17 protein-coding genes and 1 riboswitch are annotated in these 18882 nt (G+C 33.1%); of the genes, 10 read left to right on the top strand and 7 right to left on the bottom strand.

Going from position 1 to position 18882, the window contains the following annotated elements:
• Nucleotides 1-25: 25 nt before the first annotated feature.
• The 3 genes from ACIQ0D_RS05865 to ACIQ0D_RS05855 are packed head-to-tail and all read left to right on the top strand — an operon-like array spanning nucleotide 26 to nucleotide 2322.
• Nucleotides 26-973: a phosphoribosylaminoimidazolesuccinocarboxamide synthase gene (locus ACIQ0D_RS05865; protein ID WP_395803684.1), complete on the top strand. Its 948-nt coding sequence runs from the start codon at nucleotides 26-28 to the stop codon at nucleotides 971-973.
• 39 nt (nucleotides 974-1012) lie between these two features.
• Nucleotides 1013-1387: an STAS domain-containing protein gene (locus ACIQ0D_RS05860; protein ID WP_395803682.1), complete on the top strand. Its 375-nt coding sequence runs from the start codon at nucleotides 1013-1015 to the stop codon at nucleotides 1385-1387.
• A gap of 23 nt (nucleotides 1388-1410) precedes the next feature.
• Nucleotides 1411-2322: a ribonuclease Z gene (locus tag ACIQ0D_RS05855; protein ID WP_395803680.1), complete on the top strand. Its 912-nt coding sequence runs from the start codon at nucleotides 1411-1413 to the stop codon at nucleotides 2320-2322.
• Between the two features lie 12 nt (nucleotides 2323-2334).
• Here ACIQ0D_RS05855 and ACIQ0D_RS05850 read toward each other — a convergent pair whose 3' ends face one another.
• Nucleotides 2335-3279 carry an MlaD family protein gene (locus ACIQ0D_RS05850; protein WP_395803678.1) on the bottom strand — a complete coding sequence of 315 codons (945 nt, stop codon included), beginning with the start codon at nucleotides 3277-3279 and terminating at the stop codon, nucleotides 2335-2337.
• Nucleotides 3280-3353: 74 nt separating this feature from the next.
• Nucleotides 3354-4220 (bottom strand): N-acetylmuramoyl-L-alanine amidase, encoded by an 867-nt coding sequence (locus ACIQ0D_RS05845; RefSeq protein ID WP_395803676.1) that lies wholly within the window; start codon nucleotides 4218-4220, stop codon nucleotides 3354-3356.
• 56 nt (nucleotides 4221-4276) lie between these two features.
• Between ACIQ0D_RS05845 and ACIQ0D_RS05840 the strand changes: the two genes are divergently transcribed.
• Genes ACIQ0D_RS05840 through ACIQ0D_RS05825 form a run of 4 tightly spaced genes read left to right on the top strand, consistent with a single transcriptional unit; the run spans nucleotide 4277 to nucleotide 10230 of the window.
• On the top strand, nucleotides 4277-6895 hold the full coding sequence (locus tag ACIQ0D_RS05840) for a putative LPS assembly protein LptD (protein WP_395803674.1): 2619 nt from the start codon (nucleotides 4277-4279) through the stop codon (nucleotides 6893-6895).
• A 1-nt stretch (nucleotide 6896) separates the two neighbouring features.
• Nucleotides 6897-8144 carry a competence/damage-inducible protein A gene (locus tag ACIQ0D_RS05835; RefSeq protein WP_395803672.1) on the top strand — a complete coding sequence of 416 codons (1248 nt, stop codon included), beginning with the start codon at nucleotides 6897-6899 and terminating at the stop codon, nucleotides 8142-8144.
• Nucleotides 8145-8194: 50 nt separating this feature from the next.
• Nucleotides 8195-9532, top strand: coding sequence for a dihydrolipoamide acetyltransferase family protein (locus ACIQ0D_RS05830; RefSeq protein ID WP_395803670.1), 1338 nt, complete (start codon nucleotides 8195-8197; stop codon nucleotides 9530-9532).
• 20 nt (nucleotides 9533-9552) lie between these two features.
• The gene (locus tag ACIQ0D_RS05825; protein WP_395803668.1) at nucleotides 9553-10230 is read left to right on the top strand and encodes a GDSL-type esterase/lipase family protein; all 678 of its coding nucleotides are present in this window, start codon (nucleotides 9553-9555) and stop codon (nucleotides 10228-10230) included.
• Nucleotides 10231-10283: 53 nt separating this feature from the next.
• Here the strand turns inward: ACIQ0D_RS05825 and ACIQ0D_RS05820 are convergent, their stop codons facing one another.
• From ACIQ0D_RS05820 to ACIQ0D_RS05805, 4 genes are all read right to left on the bottom strand, one after another.
• Nucleotides 10284-11480, bottom strand: a complete 1197-nt coding sequence (locus ACIQ0D_RS05820) for a homoserine dehydrogenase (RefSeq protein WP_395803666.1) — start codon at nucleotides 11478-11480, stop codon at nucleotides 10284-10286.
• Between the two features lies 1 nt (nucleotide 11481).
• Complete coding sequence (metX, locus tag ACIQ0D_RS05815; RefSeq protein ID WP_395803664.1) at nucleotides 11482-12543, bottom strand: homoserine O-acetyltransferase; 1062 nt, start codon at nucleotides 12541-12543, stop codon at nucleotides 11482-11484.
• A 49-nt stretch (nucleotides 12544-12592) separates the two neighbouring features.
• Nucleotides 12593-13900 carry an O-acetylhomoserine aminocarboxypropyltransferase/cysteine synthase family protein gene (locus ACIQ0D_RS05810; protein WP_395803662.1) on the bottom strand — a complete coding sequence of 436 codons (1308 nt, stop codon included), beginning with the start codon at nucleotides 13898-13900 and terminating at the stop codon, nucleotides 12593-12595.
• Nucleotides 13901-14136: 236 nt separating this feature from the next.
• Nucleotides 14137-14243, bottom strand: a riboswitch (SAM riboswitch).
• A 130-nt stretch (nucleotides 14244-14373) separates the two neighbouring features.
• Nucleotides 14374-15498, bottom strand: coding sequence for a trans-sulfuration enzyme family protein (locus ACIQ0D_RS05805; protein ID WP_395803660.1), 1125 nt, complete (start codon nucleotides 15496-15498; stop codon nucleotides 14374-14376).
• A gap of 189 nt (nucleotides 15499-15687) precedes the next feature.
• Here ACIQ0D_RS05805 and mqnE point away from each other — a divergent pair, with 189 nt between their 5' ends.
• Genes mqnE through ACIQ0D_RS05790 form a run of 3 tightly spaced genes read left to right on the top strand, consistent with a single transcriptional unit; the run spans nucleotide 15688 to nucleotide 18219 of the window.
• Nucleotides 15688-16881, top strand: coding sequence for an aminofutalosine synthase MqnE (mqnE, locus tag ACIQ0D_RS05800; protein ID WP_395803658.1), 1194 nt, complete (start codon nucleotides 15688-15690; stop codon nucleotides 16879-16881).
• The gene (locus tag ACIQ0D_RS05795; protein WP_395803656.1) at nucleotides 16878-17489 is read left to right on the top strand and encodes a histidine phosphatase family protein; all 612 of its coding nucleotides are present in this window, start codon (nucleotides 16878-16880) and stop codon (nucleotides 17487-17489) included. Before mqnE ends, ACIQ0D_RS05795 begins: the two co-directional genes overlap by 4 nt.
• Nucleotides 17490-17499: 10 nt before the next feature.
• Nucleotides 17500-18219, top strand: a complete 720-nt coding sequence (locus tag ACIQ0D_RS05790) for a menaquinone biosynthetic enzyme MqnA/MqnD family protein (RefSeq protein WP_395803654.1) — start codon at nucleotides 17500-17502, stop codon at nucleotides 18217-18219.
• Nucleotides 18220-18221: 2 nt separating this feature from the next.
• Here ACIQ0D_RS05790 and ACIQ0D_RS05785 read toward each other — a convergent pair.
• The coding region (locus ACIQ0D_RS05785; RefSeq protein ID WP_395803652.1) for a nucleoside phosphorylase at nucleotides 18222-18882 on the bottom strand (661 nt) is incomplete at its 5' end.

The raw sequence follows: 18882 nt of genomic DNA, 5'->3' as shown, positions 1-18882 counted from the left end.
CAGTTCAATTCAATAGGCTATTTAAATGAGCGCGATTAAAGAAACACATTTCAATTTACCGGGACAAACACAATTCTATAAAGGGAAAGTCCGCGATGTTTACACCATTGGAAATAAATTCCTTGTAATGGTGGTTACCGACAGAATTTCTGCATTCGATGTAGTTTTACCTGAACCCATACCTTTTAAAGGACAGGTATTGAATCAAATTGCTGCTAAATTTTTACAGTCCACGCTTGATATAGTCCCAAATTGGGTAATCGATGTTCCTGATCCAAATGTCACAATCGGGAAAATTTGTGCTCCCTTCAAGGTAGAAATGGTTATTAGAGGTTACCTAGCTGGCCATGCTTGGCGTGAATATCAAAGTGGCAAGCGTATGGTTTGTGGTGTTGAATTGCCTGATGGACTTAAAGAAAATGATAAATTGCCTGTACCAATAATAACTCCAACCACCAAAGCATCAGTTGGACATGATGAGGATATCTCTAGAGAAGAAATTATTAATAGAAAAATCGTAGACGAGCAGGATTATATTTTGCTTGAAAAATATACTAGAGCCTTATACCAAAGGGGTACTGAAATGGTTGCCGATCTAGGTTTAATTCTTGTGGATACGAAATATGAATTTGGTAAAGCAGATGGTAAAATTCACCTAATTGATGAAATCCACACTCCAGACTCGTCACGTTATTTTTATAAGGAAGGATATGAAGATCGTCAAGCTAAAAATGAACCACAAAGGCAGTTGTCTAAAGAGTTTGTTCGTAAATGGTTAATAGACAATGGTTTTCAAGGTAAAGAAGATCAGTTAATTCCTGAAATGACCCCTGGATTTGTTAATTCAATTTCAGAACGTTATATTGAACTATATGAGCATATCACAGGTGATAATTTTATAAAAAATGATCATTCAGATATTCTTAAAAGAGTTGAAAATAATATAATTGAGGCTTTGAATAGACTTTCTTGATTAATTTAATTAAGAAAGGTTTAATTATCTTTAAAAATCATGAAATTTACTGTAGATAAACACGAAAAATATGTTTTGATTAAACTGAATGAAAATAAGCTAAATAGCTTAATTTCACCAAAGTTGAAATCAGAGCTTATACTTTGTAATTCTGAAGGTCAAAGAAATATTATTCTAGATCTTTCTAATGTTAAATATTCAGATTCGTCTGGTTTGAGTAGTTTATTGGTAGGTCATCGTCTGTGTAAAAACGCTGAAGGTTCCTTTATTCTGACAAAAATCAATGATAATATCGCGAGATTGATCACTATATCTCAATTAGATAATATTCTAACCATTGTTGGTAGCGTAGATGAAGCAATTGATTTAATCTTTATGGAAGAGATTGAAAAGGAATTAAGAAGAGAAATGTAATAATTTAATACAAATCCATATAAATGAAATTTGAACTCACTATTTTAGGTAGCAGTTCTTCAACCCCCATATTTAATAGAAATCCATCTGCTCAGCTTCTAAATGTTAATGAGAAGTTTATATTAATTGATTGTGGTGAGGCGACTCAAAATCAATTATTGCATTTCGGCCTAAAGGCAAATAGGATTGATCAAATTTTTATTAGCCACCTGCATGGTGATCATTATCTTGGTCTTGTAGGACTACTTTCATCATTGCATCTAAATGGAAGAACAAAAGCCATGGATATTTACGGTCCAGCAGATTTATTTGAAATTATTGATCTACAATTCAAGCTTTCTCAAACAATCCTCAAATACCCGATAAATTTTACTGCAACAAACCCATTAGCTCACGAATTATTATTTGAGAATTGGGATATAAGTGTAGAATCATTCCCTCTCGATCATCGTATTCCTTGTACAGGTTTTAAATTTACAGAAAAACAACGCCTAAGAAAAATTATTAAATCTAAAATAGAGGAACTATCAATTCCCATTGATATGATACCACTAATCAAGAAGGGGCATAATTTCACTGATAATAAAGGTATCATACATTCAGTTGAAGAATTAACTACTGAGCCTGATATCCCAAAATCATTTGCATATTGCTCCGATACCATTTGTAGTTGGAAGTACTTAAATTATATTAAAGATGTAGACCTATTATATCATGAAGCTACATTTATGAATGATATGCTAGCGAGAGCTGAAGAAACTTTTCATTCAACTACATTACAAGCTGCAGAAGTTGCAACAAAAGCAAATGCCAAAAAGTTACTCATAGGGCATTTTTCTGCTCGATATCGCGATTTAGATCCACTATTAGTGGAGGCTAAAAGCCTTTTCAATAATACAGAACTAGCTATTGAAGGAAAAACATTCGAAATTTAGACTAGCCTAAATTTAATTTTTCTTTCCTCCAAAAACCGAAAAGGAAACATATCGTTTTGGGTTAGACTTTAAATCAATCATGAGCTTATCCAAATTTTCAGCAGCATTATTCAAATTATTGTACATTTTCTCGTCATTTATCAATTGACTCAATGTACCATTTCCAGAATTTACCTTGTTTAAAACAGTTTGAAGCTCAACAATTGCTTTATTTGCTTCAGCGATTGTTTGGGTAAAATTAGCCTTTGCAACATCATCACTAACCTTATCCAGGTTATTCATGATACTATTAATCTTTGAATTATTATTTTTGAAATTTGCAGTGATCGACTCAAAATTTGACATGATTCCTGAGATTTTAGAACTTTGATCAATCACAAGTCCATCAACCGTTTTTGTAGTTTTTTCCAGTGTTTCAAGCGTTCTAGCAATACTAGCAAAACTACGATCAAAATTTTTCTGAAACTCAGGATTTAAGGTATTATTAACTGATGTTAGAATAGAATCCATTCTGGCAATAATTTGTTCTGCCTTTTTTTGAACTGGTTCTACTTGATCCATTAGATCAGTTTGAACATGTGAATTCAATGTATCACCATCACTTGCAAAATTATTACTGTCTCCTAATTCAAAAACAACAGCTTTACCACCTAGTAAATCTGTACTCTCTATTCTGGCAATTGTGTTTTTAGGAATTGAATATTCTGAATCAATTTTAAATTGAACTAATATTTTACCTGTAGGAAGCAATGTTAAATCAGAAACCCTGCCAATTTGATATCCATTTATCAAAACAGGCTTTGATGACGCTAAACCATCAACACGATCATATTGCGCATAAAATTCATTTTCATTTGAAAAAACGTCATTTCCTTTTAAAAAACTATAACCTAAAATAAGCGTAACTATAGCTACGGAAGTTAAAGCACCAACTTTTGTTTCATTTGAAATTTTCATCAATATTTTCTTATTCGTAATATAAATCTGATTAATATTTGCTAATAAGCAATAATCATGCAAATTTAACCAGTTTATTCGAATTCGGCTTGTTTTTTATAGGTTTGAATAGCTTTTAATAAATTAGTAACAATTTCATTCTGTCCAAGCTCAGAATTCATGTATTCTTCTTCTTCAGGATTAGAAACAAAGCCTATTTCCGTTAAAACTGCAGGCATACCAGCTTTTGCCAATACCGCTAAACTTTGTTCTTTTACTCCACGATCAATACGTCCACTTTGACTGTATTCATCCTGAATAAACGATGCTAACTTTATACTTTGTTCTCTAAAAGCATTTTTCATTAAAGATAAAAGAATAATACTTTCTGGATCTTTGGGGTCATAACCCTCATAATTATCTTTATAATCCTTTTCTAATAGTATTGATTCGTTCTCACGCATTACCACATCTTGTTCATCTAATCTGCCGAAACCTGAAACAAAAGTCTCTGTACCTTTTGTGGAGGTACTTTGAACAGTTTTATAAATAGGAACTTTACGTCCTCTACTATCTTTTTTGTAACCGCTAATTACTTTTTTAATCGGCATAGAATTGCAATGTATTGAAATAAATATATCCGCTTTGACGCGATTTGCAATTCCTATTCGTTCATAAAGCGGAATAAAAACATCCGTTGTTCTTGTATAAACAACTTTTACATCTTTTAAATTTTCTTCAATTGCTTTACCTAAACGTAATGCAACTTGCAATGCGATATCCTTTTCTTTTGAAAAAATACCCCTGGTAGCACCATCAGTGCCACCGTGACCAGCGTCAACTACTATAGTTTTGATTTTGTATGGGCTAGGATCTATACTTTTCCCGAAAGAAAATGTAGTTGTTAAAAACAAGAATACTACAATTACGTATTTGTATCTTATCAATGGTATATTTTTCATTAATTTTGGGGGCATATTATTATCAATTATTGCAAAAATAGTATTCATCATCGAATTTGAAATTTATTAGGCCCATTTTTATATTATTTTCTTTAACTGCATTTTTTGTATTAGGCAAAGATACAATCGCTTATGCTCAAAAATCAGTATTACCAAGCGATAACGAAGTAAAGACAGCAAGATTGTCTGCCGATACGATAAAACTTGATACCATCCCCAAAAAAACAAATCAGGCAGGAGCTTTTTCATCAAAAGTCAATTACTCAGCCGAAGATTCTATAAAAGCAGATATAAACAACAATATAGTATATTTGTATGGAAAAGCTAAAGTAAAATATGAAGATTTTGAAATAGAAGCTGATTTTATTAAGCTTGACCAAAAAAACAATACTTTATTTGCCAAGGGTTTAATTAATCCAAAAACAAAAACTTATTCGGGAAAACCTCTTTTAACTCAAGGAGCTGAACCTCCATTAACAACAGATTCTTTATTTTTTAATTATAAAACAAAAAAAGGAAAATCATTTGGAATTTTTACAGATGTTGAAGGTGGATATCTTCAAGCAGCACAATTTAAAAAGAACCAATATGATGAGGGCTTTTTTAAAAAAGGAATTTACAGTACTTGTAATTTACCACATCCTCACTTTGGTATACATATTATTAAAGGTATTGCAACCGATAAACAAATTATTACTGGTCCAGCATACCTTGTAATTGAAGATATTCCTTTACCTCTTGGAGTTCCTTTTGGCTTTTTTCCAAAACCGAATCGCCGTTCTGGCGGATTGCTTTTTCCAACATTCGGAGAAGATACAAGAGGGTTTTTTATGCGTGATTTAGGCTATTACCTAGGCTTAAATGATTATTGGGATCTTTCAACTAGAGGCACTCTCTATTCAAAAGGTTCTTATGAATTAGGTACAGCAGCTCGATATCGTAAAAATTATAAATATGATGGTGGTTTAAATTTTCGATTTGCCTCCACAAAAAATGGGGTAGAGGGAACAGAGTCTTTTAAAAGACCTAATAAAGATTTTAACCTTACTTGGAGTCACTCTCAGAGTCCCTTGGCTAATCCCGGGACAACTTTCAGTGCTTCTGTGAATGCCGGTACTGGATCATACTTTTCTAATACTGGTGCAGCCGGGACTTATAACCCTACCGAAATTGCCAGAAATACACTTTCTTCAAGTATAAGTTATGGAAAGGTATTTGCAAATGGTCTTTTTAACTTCTCTTCAAGCCTTTCCCATAGCCAAGATATTGAGCAACAGACAGTCTTTTTAGATTTGCCACGTTTTAGTTTAAACATGACAACTATTAATCCTTTTGATACGAAAGATAGAGCAGGCGAGCAAAAATGGTATCAGCGACTGAGTTTAGGATACAGTATGCAGGGTAGTAACTCCATCAATACTAAGGAATATAAATTGTTTAAAAAGGAGTCATTGAAAGATTTTAGAAATGGAATTCAACATGATATTCCCATCAATCTATCTTTAAATATTCTAAAATATTTCCAGTTTAACTCTGGGATGCAATACAGTGAAAAGTGGTATTTACAAACCATTAGTAAGCGTTTAGACCCGGTAGCCTCTGGATTTAAGCAAGTTACTGATACCATACAAGGATTTAGTAGAGTTTACGATTATAGCGTAAATACAGGACTTGCAACTAAAATATATGGTAAATTCAATTTCAAAAAAGGCAATTTAATGGCCTTGAGACATATAATGACCCCTTCAGTCAACTTTAATTATCGTCCAGATTTTGGAACTAGCCGCTTTGGATATTTCCAAAATTTACAAGGTGATACTTCTAAAAATGTTGCCCGTTATTCTATTTATGAAAATGCAGTTTTCGGATCGCCATCTTCAGGAAGGGTTGCAGGAATTGGATTTAGTGTTGACAATAATGTGGAAGCTAAAGTTCGCTCAGACGCTGATTCGACTAAAAATTCAATTAATATTCCGATTCTTCAGAGTCTTACCTTTTCAGGAAGTTATAACTTTGCAGCAGAAAATTTTAAACTTTCTACCATCGGTTTTTCAGGAAGAACTTCGTTTTTTAAAGAAAAAATAGGTATAAACTTTTATGGGACTTTAGACCCCTATAAACTAGACAATCTGGGAAATCGTATAGATAAATATACCTTCGAATCGGGTAAACTAGCTCGCTTAACAAATTTCGGTTTATCAACTGATTTCAGTTTGAATTCAAAAGCCGCCAAAAAGAGAGGTGAAAACCTAAATAAACTCGATAAGGGCAAACAAAACCTTTCAAGATCGCAGCAGGAAGAGTTAAATGCCATTAGTCGCGATCCAAATGCTTTTGTGGACTTTAATATTCCGTGGAATGTGAGTGCAGCGTATAGCTTTAATTATTCCAAAAACGGACTTCAATCGAATATTTCAAATACATTAAATATATTCGGTGATTTTAATGTTACACCCAAGTGGAAAGTACAATATACTTCAGGATATGATTTTCAAGCTAATAAACTTAGTTTAACACAATTCTCGATATATCGCGACCTTCACTGCTGGGATTTATCCTTTAGATGGTCCCCAATTGGGACTTACAAATTTTATAGTGTCGATTTAAGAGTAAAAGCTTCTATTTTACAAGATCTTAAACTTAGTAAACGTCGGGATTTCTACAATAATTTTTAATATGATAGCTGAAATTATAACTATTGGCGACGAAATTTTAATTGGACAAATTGTAGATACCAACTCAGCCTGGATGGCTCAAAAATTAAATCTAGCTGGCATTAAGGTTAAACAAATTACTTCCGTTTCTGATGATCGACAACATATTTTAGATACCTTAGAACAAGCTTCACAAAGAGCGGATATTATTTTAATTACTGGTGGCCTAGGTCCCACAAAAGATGATATCACCAAAAAAACACTCGCCGAATACTTCCAAACAGGCCTAAGAACTGATCAGGAGGCCCTTGAAAATGTCAAGCAAATTTTTGCCAGATATAAAGTTGAAGTTTCTGAAATAAATAAAAAACAAGCTGAAGTGCTTGAAAATTGCAAAATTCTTCTAAATAAAAATGGTACCGCTCCAGGAATGTGGGTAGAGCAAAATGGCAAAATATTTGTTTCTATGCCAGGAGTTCCATTTGAAATGATGTATATGATGGAAGATTTGGTAATTCCAAAAATTAAAGAAACTTTTAAACTTCCTACTATTTATCATCATACAATCTTAACTGCAGGTATTGGAGAATCTATATTGGCAGAAAAAATTGCTGATATTGAAGATTCACTTCCTGAACATATAAAACTAGCTTATTTGCCTAAATTAGGTTTGGTGAGATTAAGATTAAGTGGTAGTGGACCAGATGCTAATGTTTTAAATAATGAAATAAGTGTTTTTTCTAATAAAATAGTTAAACAAATTAGCGAATATGTGATTATTGAGAGAGATATTGCCATTGAAAAGGCCATTCTTGATTTTATGGAGTTAAAGCAATTAACCTTAGCCACTGCCGAAAGTTGCACGGGAGGTTATATCTCTCATTTAATTACTCAACATGCTGGAAGTAGTAAAGTGTTTTTAGGTGGAGCAATATCTTATTCAAATAACCTTAAAGTCAGCATGCTTGGTGTTTCTAATCAAACCATCTCTAGTTTCGGTGCTGTAAGTGAAGAAACAGTCAGAGAAATGGCTCAAGGGGCTAAAAATAATTATCAATCGGATTATTCCATATCGGTAAGCGGAATTGCTGGCCCCGATGGTGGAAGTATTGATAAGCCAGTTGGAACAGTTTGGATTGCCGTAGCAGGAAAAAATAAAATCTTGTGTAAAAAATTCACTTTTGGCAATAAAAGAGCACAAAATATTGAAAGAGCATCTATAAGTGCATTAACTTTGCTTTTTAAATTACTGAAAGAGGAGCAGGCTTAATTAAAATTTATAATTTTGCAAAAGAAAACCAATCGTAAATAAAATCTACTATGTCTTTATTCGAATTAGTACTTCCTAAAATGGGCGAAAGTGTTGCTGAAGCTACCATTATTAAATGGGTAAAGCAACCAGGAGATAACATCGATATTGATGAATCTGTATTGGAAATTGCAACTGATAAAGTTGATTCAGAAGTACCTTCTCCCGTGTCTGGAAAACTTGTTAAAGTTCTTTTTAAAGAAGATGATGTTGTTCAAGTTGGTGCTGTAATCGCTGTAATTGAGACTGATACAAACGCTGAAGTTATTAAGGATGCCCCTCAGGAAACAAAAATAGAGAATATTGTTCAGGTGGAACAAGTACTTGAAGCACCATTTGTTCCTGAACCTGTAGTACAAAATTCATCGAATAATACTAAATCTATTGATTTTAGTTCTTCAGAACGCTTTTATTCACCATTAGTTAAAAGTATGGCAGCTGAAGAGGGTATAAGTATTCAAGCATTAAATTCTATTGTTGGGACAGGCTCTGAAGGTCGTGTTACTAAACAAGATGTTTTGGAGTATATTCAAAATAATAAAAGTACTGGTAATATTGTTGCCAAAACACAAAATAATACCTCTGTTTCTAATGAAATATCAAACCAGAAATCAGTTAGCCCTGTAAGTTCTGTTTCAGGAGGTGATGAGATTATTGAAATGGACCGTATGCGTAAGCTTATTGCTGATCACATGGTGATGTCGAAGCATACTTCTGCACATGTAACTTCATTTGTTGAGGTTGATGTTACTAATCTCGTGAAATGGAGAGACCGAGTAAAAAGCAGTTTTGAAAAGAGAGAAGGTGAAAAAATTACTTTTACACCCATATTTATTGAGGCTGTGGCTAAGGCAATTAAAGATTTGCCAATGATCAATATTTCTATTAATGGTACGCAAATTATTAAAAAACGTGATATAAATATCGGAATGGCTGCTGCACTCCCAAGTGGTAATCTGATCGTTCCCGTAATTAAAAATGCAGATCAATTAAATTTATTCGGAATTACAAAAGCAGTTAATGATCTGGCTAATCGTGCGCGCCAATCAAAACTTAAACCTGATGAAACGCAAGGAGGGACCTTCACTTTAACTAATGTAGGGACTTTTGGTAATGTTATGGGGACTCCAATCATAAACCAACCACAGGTAGCTATTTTAGCAGTTGGAGCTATCAAAAAGAAACCAGCAGTTATAGAAACTGAACATGGTGATGTAATCGCTATCAGAAATATGATGTTTCTTTCTCTTTCCTATGATCACCGTGTTGTAGATGGTTCTTTGGGTGGCTCTTTTGTTAGAAGAGTGGCAGACTATTTAGAAAATTGGGATATCAATCGTGATATTTAATATTTTATAAAGAAACATGTATGAAAAATAGAGCTTTTCTGATAATATGTTTGATTTTATTTCTTTTTGTACCCAATAAGTCATTGGCTCAAAATAACTTTCCATTTTATAAAGACATTGAAGCCTTTAAGAAAGAAGATCAGTCATCATTTCCTCAAAAGGGCTCAATTTTATTTGTCGGAAGTTCATCTTTTACTAATTGGAAAGATGTTCAAAAGGACTTTCCTACTTATAAAATAATAAACCGGGGTTTTGGTGGTTCAAGTCTAACCGATCTTATTCGTTATGCGCCAAATGTCATTTATCCTTATCAACCAAAACAAGTAGTAATTTATTGTGGTGAAAATGACTTTGTAAGTTCTCCCAATGCTAATGCAGATACTGTTTTTATGCGTTTTAGTCAATTATTTGGAATGATAAGAAGGGAACTTCCTAAAGCTCACATCTTATTCGTGTCTATTAAACCTAGTCCCAGTCGTGCTAAATATATGCCTGAAATGGTAAAAGCAAATGCACTAATTAAATCTTTTCTTAAAAATAAAACTAAAACAGGTTTTGTTGATGTTTATAATAAAATGTTATTAACTGATGGATCACCAATGACCAACATATTTTTAGGGGATAAACTTCATATGAATAGAACAGGTTATGATATTTGGCAAAAAGCGATTTTACCACACTTAAAAAAGAAAGGTTAATTAATTATTCCATTGAAATATTAATTAACCTTAATAAAAAGATCATAACTTTCTTATTTTTCAATTAGCGCACTCGCTTCAGCTAAAAATGCTCCATCATTTAAAATAGCTTCTTTACCTAGAATTAATTCACTGATTTTAATACCGCCAAGAACGTAATTTAAATCATCGCTTTTATGATGTTTAGTAATATATTCAAATTGAATCTTATTGATTAAACTTTCATTTATATATCTAATATACAGAGGAATAACATAATCATTCTGAAGTGTTAATTTAGATTCATTATTCAATTTTTTGTACTCATAACGATAGTCATATCTCAATGCAGCAATATCCGATAGGACAGCAGAACCTGTAGGATGGCCACCTGCTCCTTTACCATAAAACAGTTGCTGATCTGCAAATGCTGCTTTTACTGAGACTGCATTGTATTCATTCTCAACATTATATAAAAAATCACTCTTAGGTACAAGCTTTGGGAGTACATAAAGTGTAAGTTCTTGATTATTTAATTTTTTGGCTGTCGGGACTAATTTAATCTTCAAATGATGCTCTTGTGCAAATTGTAAGTCGACTGCAGAAAAGTTCTGAATGCCAATGTTTAAAACCTCCTCTGGTCTTACAAAAACACCATAAGCATGTGCCGCAGCTATAACTAATTTATACTTCGGATCATAACCACCTACATCTAAGGTTGGATCTTTTTCTGCAAATCCTAGATCTTGAGCTTGTTTAAGTGCTACTGAATAATCCAAGCCTTCATTTGCAATTTTTGACAGTATAAAATTTGAAGAACCATTAAAAATGCCACTTATTGAATGCAGCAATTCATTATCATAATATTCTTCCAAATTTCTAATGATTGGAATACTTCCACATACCGAACCTTCATAAAGTAGAGATGTACCATACTCATTCTGAATATTTACTAATTCATCTAAATGTTCAGCAATCATTTTTTTATTGGCTGAAACAACGTTCTTGCCACTTTTTAATGCTTTTGTGACTATTTCATAGGCAGCATCAGCATCATTTATTAATTCGATTATGGTATTAATACTTGGATCATTTAAAATCACATCTGCATCTGTCGTGAATAAATCACTAGTAAGGCTACGTACTTTTTCAGGATTTTTAATGGCAATCCTTTTAATCTCAATGTTTAAATCTTTGGTACTGATGATGTCGTGTAATCCCTGACCAACTACTCCAAAACCAAATAATCCAATGGTTAATCTTTTACTCATGCTATGCTATTTTATGTAGATTCACTACTTTATTCTCAGAATCTGTATTTTTAATAAAATTCCCTATTTCTCGTGTAAGTATCTCTGTATCAATTAAAAAACCATCGTGTCCATAGAAAGAATCCAATTTGAAAAAAGTAGAATTTTTAATTTTTTCAGCTAAAAAATATTGTTCTTCAATTGGGAACAAAACATCTTTTGTTATTCCAATAACTAAGGTTTTTGCTTGAATTTGTTTTAAGGCGTCATCAATTGAATTTCTTTTTCTGCCTACATGGTGACTGTCCATTGCTTTTGTTAGATACCAATAACTATAAGCATTAAAGCGTTTTACTAGTTTCTCACCTTGATAATTTTGATAAGAAGCTGCCTTAAAATCATTTATTTTATCACTATTCACCTCTACTTGTGTGGAAACATAGGTACCATAGGTTCGATATGAAAGCAAAGCTATACTTCTAGCTACTTTTAACCCTTTACTGCCACCGTTTGGTGACTGTGAATAAAATGTCCGATCAGAAGTGATAGCCAATCGCTGACTTTCATTAAAAGCGATACCCCAAGATGAATGCTGTGCATTAGTAGAGATTAAAACAAGCTTTTTTATACGCTTAGGCTCTGAAATGGCCCACTCCATCGCTTGTTGACCTCCAATCGATCCTCCAATTAGTAAATCAATATCCTTTAGATTTAAATGATCCGCAAGCAATTGATGTGCGGTAGCCATGTCACGAACAGTAAATTCAGGAAATGATAGATAATAGGGTAGCCCCGTAGCATTATTTATACTTAGTGGATTACTTGATCCATAAGGTGAGCCCAAAATATTTGCGCAAACTATAAAATGATCTTTTGGATTAAACAGACAATTTTCACCAAAAAGTCCTCGCCACCAATCAAAAACATCTGAATTACCTGTTAAGGCATGACAAACCCAAACTACATTGTCTTTTTTAGAATTTAAAGTACCATAAGTGTGATACTTAATTTCTAAATCTTTTATCTTTTTACCACTTTCGAGGTTAAAAGGCTTTTTGTGCTTATAACTATTTTCTGTATTCATAACAAAATAACATTCCTGAAAATTTCTTTTCAGGAATGTAAAAACATGATTAATTATTTAAAGAAGCAAACGCTTGTTCGATATCTGCCTTAATATCTTCAATATGCTCAATTCCTACAGAAACCCTTAAAGATGATGGGTTTACGCCAGCAGCAATTTGTTCTGCCTCACTTAACTGTTGATGGGTTGTAGCACTTGGCTGAATAATTAAGGTTTTAGTATCACCGACATTAGCAAGGTGACTTATTAATTTCAAATTATCAACAAATTTAATGGCTGCTTCCTTACCACCTTTAACCTCAAAGGATAAAACAGCACCAAAACCATTTTTAAGATACTTTTTGGCTAGTGTATGATTCGGACTACTTGGTAAACCAGGATAAACCACTTTATCTACTTGCGGATGATTTTCGAGCCATTTTGCCAATTCAAGGGCATTATCAACATGGCGCTGAACACGTAAAGAAAGTGTTTCTATTCCTTGTAATAGTAAGAACGAGTTAAAAGGTGATTGTGAGGGACCGAAATCACGCAATCCTTCAACACGTGCACGAATTATGAATTGAATATTGCCAAATGGTCCGCCAATTCCGAAAACATCATTAAAAATTAATCCATGATATCCTTCAGAAGGTTCAGTAAATTGCGGGAATTTACCATTTCCCCAATTATAGTTTCCACCGTCAACAATTACTCCACCAATGCTTGTTCCATGCCCGCCAATCCATTTTGTGGCCGATTGAACCACCACATTTGCGCCATAATCTAAGGGTCTAAATAAATAGCCAGCTGCACCAAATGTATTATCTACAATTAATGGTAAATCATGCTTTTTAGCTACTGCAGAAATTTTCTCAAAGTCAGGAATGCTAAAACTCGGATTTCCTATTGTTTCAACATATATTGCTTTGGTTTTCTCATCTATCAATGAATCAATACTTTGCGAATCATCACCCTTAGCAAAACGTGCTTCAATACCAAGGCGCTTAAATGCGACTTTAAACTGATTGTATGTACCTCCATAAATATAAGAAGAGGTCACAAAATTATCTCCAGCTTGTAAAATATTGTTTAATGCGATAAACTGAGCTGCCTGACCGGATGCGACTCCTAAAGCTGCCACACCGCCCTCAAGTGCAGCAATACGCTTCTCGAAAACATCTGTGGTTGGGTTCATTAGTCTTGTATAAATATTTCCAAACTCTTTTAAAGCAAAGAGGTTAGCACCGTGTTCAGAACTTTTAAATACATAAGAACTTGTTTGATAGATAGGTACTGCTCTTGAACCTGTTGTTGGATCTACTTCCTGTCCAGCATGAAGCTGTAATGTTTCAAATTTTAAATTTTGTGCTGACATAATATTTTGATGTTAGATTTTTTAATAAATAAATAATGGGATACGAGCAGAGCTCATTTTAATAGGATATAAGAAAATACAATAGACTATTGGAATTTTCTTAACAATTCATACATCGCATACAGATGAATAAATTCATGTTGCCTGTTGAATCTAAAAAGTTTGGAAAATTGATTTTTATCTCCTGCTGAGGAAATAAAGAAATTTGGGATGTTTCTTTTTTCATTTTTTATTTGTTTTTATATTTTCCCTTGCGGGACAGGAATTGGCACCTTCCCCGAAACCGATCGGGGGGTTGTCAGTGGGTCATTGAGCCTGATCTCTCGCCACTTCTGTATAAATCAATAAAATAATTTATTGAAGACAGATTGGTGTTGCCACCAAATAATATTTCAAATATATGGTCAAAAACATGTTAAAACCAAATTTAATTTTATTTTTTTTGCAATATACTGATTATCAATAATTTAGATTTAGACTATTTTTGATAAAGCATGTTTTAAATCATCTATAAGATCTGATGGATTTTCTAAACCTACCGAAACCCGAATTAAATTTTGTGGGGTTTTGGTCTCTGGACCCTCAACAGATGCTCTATGTTCTATTAGGCTTTCAACACCACCTAAACTGGTAGCTTGAGTAAAAATTTCAACCGAATTAACCAATTTTCTTGCCTCATCAGAACCACCTTTAACCAAAAAAGATAACATTCCCCCAAATGAACTCATTTGTTTCTTAGCAATTTCATGTCCTTTGTGATCAGTTAATCCCGGGTAATATACTTTTTCAACTCCTGGATGAGCATTTAAGAAATTTGCAATTTGCATAGCATTTTCGGTGTGAGCACGCATTCTATATGGCAATGTTTTAATCCCACGCACAGTCATATAGCAGTCAAAAGGAGCTGGAACAGCACCAGAAAGGACTTGTACATTTCTAATTTTCTTCCAAAAATCATCGTCTTTTAATGTTGCCAAAGCCCCACCAATTACATCGCTATGACCGCCTAAATATTTTGTAGTAGAATGCATGACAAGATCACATCCTAATTCTAAAGGCCTTTGAAGCATAGGCGTACTAAATGTATTATCACAAACTACCATAACTCCATTATCCTTAGCAATTTTTACTATAGCTTGGATATCACAAATTTTGAGCAGTGGATTGGAAGGTGTTTCAATCCAGATAAGCTTAGTATTATGTCTAATTGCATTTTTTACAGATTCTAAGTTGGATAAATCAATAAAGTCTACTTCAATAATTCCATGAAAAACTTGTAATAATTGATTTCTTAATCCGTGATACATATCATCTGGTGCAATAATATGTACTCCTGGTCCCAAAGCTTGAAAAACAGCAGCACCAGCAGCATTACCAGAAGAAAAAGCCGCTGCCGATTCAGCACCTTCCAATTGTCCTATTACATTTTCTAATGATTTTCTATTTGGATTGTCTGCACGTGAATAAACATAACCACCAGGATAATCACCATCTTCACCTCGCTCAAAGGTAGTAGACAAAGTAATAGGCTGAATAGCAGCTTTTGTATGCTCATCTATTGAATTACCTGCATGTATGGCTATGGTTTCGATTTTCATATTCTTCAATTTATGTTTTCCTTAGAAATTATGCAGCAAGATAATTAAAGATTAAAAAATGTAGACCTTATAAAATCATTTTATTCAGCAATAATGATCATTTTATTAAAAATAACTAAATAATTAAGGCTTTTACAAGCAAATGATAATGAATATTATACAATATTGTATTTTTGTACAAATACTAAAATGAACGCTGCTACAAAATTAGAACTGCTAATAGGTGATTCAAGCCTTTCTTCTGAGCTTAAACTTATCGCTGAAAAGGTTAAATCTAACCAACGTATTTCCTTTGATGAGGGTGTGTTACTTTATGAAACGGCCGAATTAGGATATTTGGGTGTACTAGCCAATTATATTCGCGAAAAGCGTCATGGTGATAAGACCTATTTTAATCGTAATTTCCATATTGAACCTACCAATTTATGTATTTACGATTGTAAATTTTGCTCTTACTCAGTTTTAATTAAAGAGAAATCGCAAGGTTGGGAATATACCATGGAGCAGATGCTCGATATAGTTAAAAACTATGATGGTCAGCCAGTTACTGAAGTTCATATTGTAGGTGGGGTTTTACCACAGTACGATTTAAAATTCTACTCCGACCTATTCACTGCGATTCATAAACACAGACCTAATCTTCACGTAAAAGCTTTAACCCCCGTTGAATATCATTATATTTTCAAAAAGGCTAAGGTTGATTATGCAACTGGCATGAAATTGATGAAAGAGGCTGGTTTAGACTCCATACCTGGCGGTGGCGCCGAGATTTTCGCTCCTGAAATTAGAGAAATTATAGCTAAAGATAAGTGTACTGGAGAGGAGTGGCTACAAATACATGAAGAATGGCATAAATTGGGTATGCGCTCAAATGCAACTATGTTATATGGTCATATTGAGAAATTTGAACATCGTGTTGATCACTTAGAGCAGCTTCGTGCACTTCAAGATAGAACTGGTGGTTTTCAGACTTTTATTCCTCTAAAATTTAGAAATCAAGACAATCAAATGTCGCATGTACCCGAAGTTTCAGTTATTGAAGATCTTCGCAATTATGCAATATCTCGTATTTATCTCGATAATTTTGATCATATCAAGGCCTATTGGGCAATGATTAGTCGTAATACGGCTCAATTATCCTTAAATTTTGGTGTTGATGATATTGACGGAACTTTAGACGATACAACCAAAATTTATTCTATGGCAGGTGCAGAAGAACAGCACCCTGCAATGAGCACCCAAGAATTAGTTGAACTTATCAAAAATATTGGTAGACATCCTGTTGAACGAGATACTTTATATAATGTGATCACTGATTATAAAGATTTCGAATTCCCTGTTGAGGAGAAACCTAAATATTATCAATTACCTGTTATCAATTGAGGAAAGTAATTTATATCATTCGGCATGGCGAAACGGACTTGAATAAATTGGGTATTGTTCAGGGACGTGGAATGGATACTGAATTAAATGAAAAGGGGAGAGCCCAAGCTGAAGCTTTTTATCAAGCATACAAAAATGTAGCATTTGATAAAATATATACTTCTACTCTTAAAAGAACACATCAGACCGTTCAAAAATTCATTGATAATCATATCCCATGGGTACAATTTGCTGGTTTAGACGAATTAGGATGGGGAATTCATGAAGGTCAACAAAGTACAGAAAAATTAAGATCCGACTTTCATGAAATTACTGAACACTGGAAGGCTGGAAATTTGCATCATAAGTTTGAACGTGGCGAAAGTCCGCTAGAAGTTAAAGAACGCCAATTAATTGTCCTAGAGAAATTAATTGAACAAAATGAAGATGAAAATATACTTATCTGTATGCATGGACGTGCTATGCGACTTTTTCTTTGTCTTTTAATGAATAAACCTCTCACTGAAATGGATAATTTCCCACATACTAATACCACTCTTTATAAAATTGGTTTTGATGGAAAGGACTTCCATATACTTGAGTTTAATAATACAAAACATTTAGACTAATTAATTGATTTTGAATAAGTTAAAAGTATCTGCCGTTTCATACACTAATTCTAAACCATTTGTTTTTGGATTAATGCATTCAGATATATTGGATAAAATTGAATTAAGTTTAGATATACCTTCAGTTTGCGCATTAAAACTAATTGAAAATCAAGTAGATATAGGATTAGTTCCAGTAGCAGCATTACTACAAATTCCAAATTATCATATCATTTCTGATTATTGTATTGGTGCTAATGGGGCGGTTGATTCCGTTTTTATTTTTAGTAATAAGCCAATTTCGGAAATAAAAACAATCAAATTGGATAGTCAATCTCGAACTTCTAATAATTTAGCAAGAGTTCTAATAAAAAATTACTGGAAATGCACTCCTGAATTTGTAGAACATGAAAATGCGGACGCTTTTGTTCAAATTGGTGACAGAACTTTTGGTAAAAAAGATCAATTTTTATACCATTATGATTTATCTGAGGAATGGTTCAAGTTTACTGATTTACCCTTTGCATTCGCTGTTTGGGCTTCAAATAAGGCTATATCAGAAAGTTTTAAGGATGAGTTTAATGCTGCATTAAAATTCGGACTTGAACAGAGAGATCAAGTGTTAAACGATCTAAAATCAGTCGATAATTTTGATTTAAGCGATTATTTAATGAATAAAATTGATTTTAACCTAAATGAAGATAAATTAAAGGCAATTAAGAAATTTCATGACTTAATTGTAGATCTTTAAATTTATAATCTACTTAAAACCAGCTGAATAGCCTCATCAATTATTTTAGCTGGATTATTTGAAAATTCAAATTTAACTCTACTCGCCAAAATAGCATTTATAGATATCGCCTTATGGCCCATAGCCTTAGAAAGCGCATAAATACCAGCTGTTTCCATCTCCAAATTAGTAATTCTTTGATTATTGAATGAAAAGCTTGTAAATAGGTCCACTAAATTAGGAAAAGTACTTTTTGCACGTACTTCTCGGCCTTGTGGTGAGTAAAAACCAGGTGCTGTAAGGGTTATTCCCTTATGAAGATCTTTTCCGATTTTATCTAATAAAACTGGATCTGCTGAAGTTATATATGGAGAAATGCCTTTTAAATCATTGAAATGAGACATGATGGCACCTAATAATAAAAGTTCATCTCTATCTAAATCATGTAGATAATAATTCATTAAAGCATCTAGTCCTATACCATATTCAGAAACTAAAATACTACCCATCGAAATATCATTTTGAACAGTTCCAGAGGTTCCAATTCTAATAATATCCAGACTTTTTAGATCCTCTTTTACCGATCTTGTACTAAAATCTATATTAACCAATGCATCAAGTTCATTGATTACAATATCAATATTGTCTGTACCAATACCTGTAGAAATTACAGTAATGCGTTTG

The organism is Daejeonella sp., assembly GCF_044342615.1.
Lineage (GTDB): Bacteria > Bacteroidota > Bacteroidia > Sphingobacteriales > Sphingobacteriaceae > Daejeonella.
Note: the sequence above shows the minus strand (reverse complement) of the source record. Positions and strands in the feature narration are given on the sequence as shown.

What these genes read in the sequence shown, in the direction of transcription:
- ACIQ0D_RS05865 (WP_395803684.1), top strand. Translation starts at nt 26, where the DNA reads ATGAGCGCGATTAAAGAAACACATTTCAATTTACCGGGACAAACACAA.
- ACIQ0D_RS05860 (WP_395803682.1), top strand. Translation starts at nt 1,013, where the DNA reads ATGAAATTTACTGTAGATAAACACGAAAAATATGTTTTGATTAAACTG.
- ACIQ0D_RS05855 (WP_395803680.1), top strand. Translation starts at nt 1,411, where the DNA reads ATGAAATTTGAACTCACTATTTTAGGTAGCAGTTCTTCAACCCCCATA.
- ACIQ0D_RS05850 (WP_395803678.1), bottom strand. Translation starts at nt 3,279, where the DNA reads ATGAAAATTTCAAATGAAACAAAAGTTGGTGCTTTAACTTCCGTAGCT.
- ACIQ0D_RS05845 (WP_395803676.1), bottom strand. Translation starts at nt 4,220, where the DNA reads ATGAAAAATATACCATTGATAAGATACAAATACGTAATTGTAGTATTC.
- ACIQ0D_RS05835 (WP_395803672.1), top strand. Translation starts at nt 6,897, where the DNA reads ATGATAGCTGAAATTATAACTATTGGCGACGAAATTTTAATTGGACAA.
- ACIQ0D_RS05830 (WP_395803670.1), top strand. Translation starts at nt 8,195, where the DNA reads ATGTCTTTATTCGAATTAGTACTTCCTAAAATGGGCGAAAGTGTTGCT.
- ACIQ0D_RS05825 (WP_395803668.1), top strand. Translation starts at nt 9,553, where the DNA reads ATGAAAAATAGAGCTTTTCTGATAATATGTTTGATTTTATTTCTTTTT.
- ACIQ0D_RS05820 (WP_395803666.1), bottom strand. Translation starts at nt 11,480, where the DNA reads ATGAGTAAAAGATTAACCATTGGATTATTTGGTTTTGGAGTAGTTGGT.
- metX (WP_395803664.1), bottom strand. Translation starts at nt 12,543, where the DNA reads ATGAATACAGAAAATAGTTATAAGCACAAAAAGCCTTTTAACCTCGAA.
- ACIQ0D_RS05810 (WP_395803662.1), bottom strand. Translation starts at nt 13,900, where the DNA reads ATGTCAGCACAAAATTTAAAATTTGAAACATTACAGCTTCATGCTGGA.
- ACIQ0D_RS05805 (WP_395803660.1), bottom strand. Translation starts at nt 15,498, where the DNA reads ATGAAAATCGAAACCATAGCCATACATGCAGGTAATTCAATAGATGAG.
- mqnE (WP_395803658.1), top strand. Translation starts at nt 15,688, where the DNA reads ATGAACGCTGCTACAAAATTAGAACTGCTAATAGGTGATTCAAGCCTT.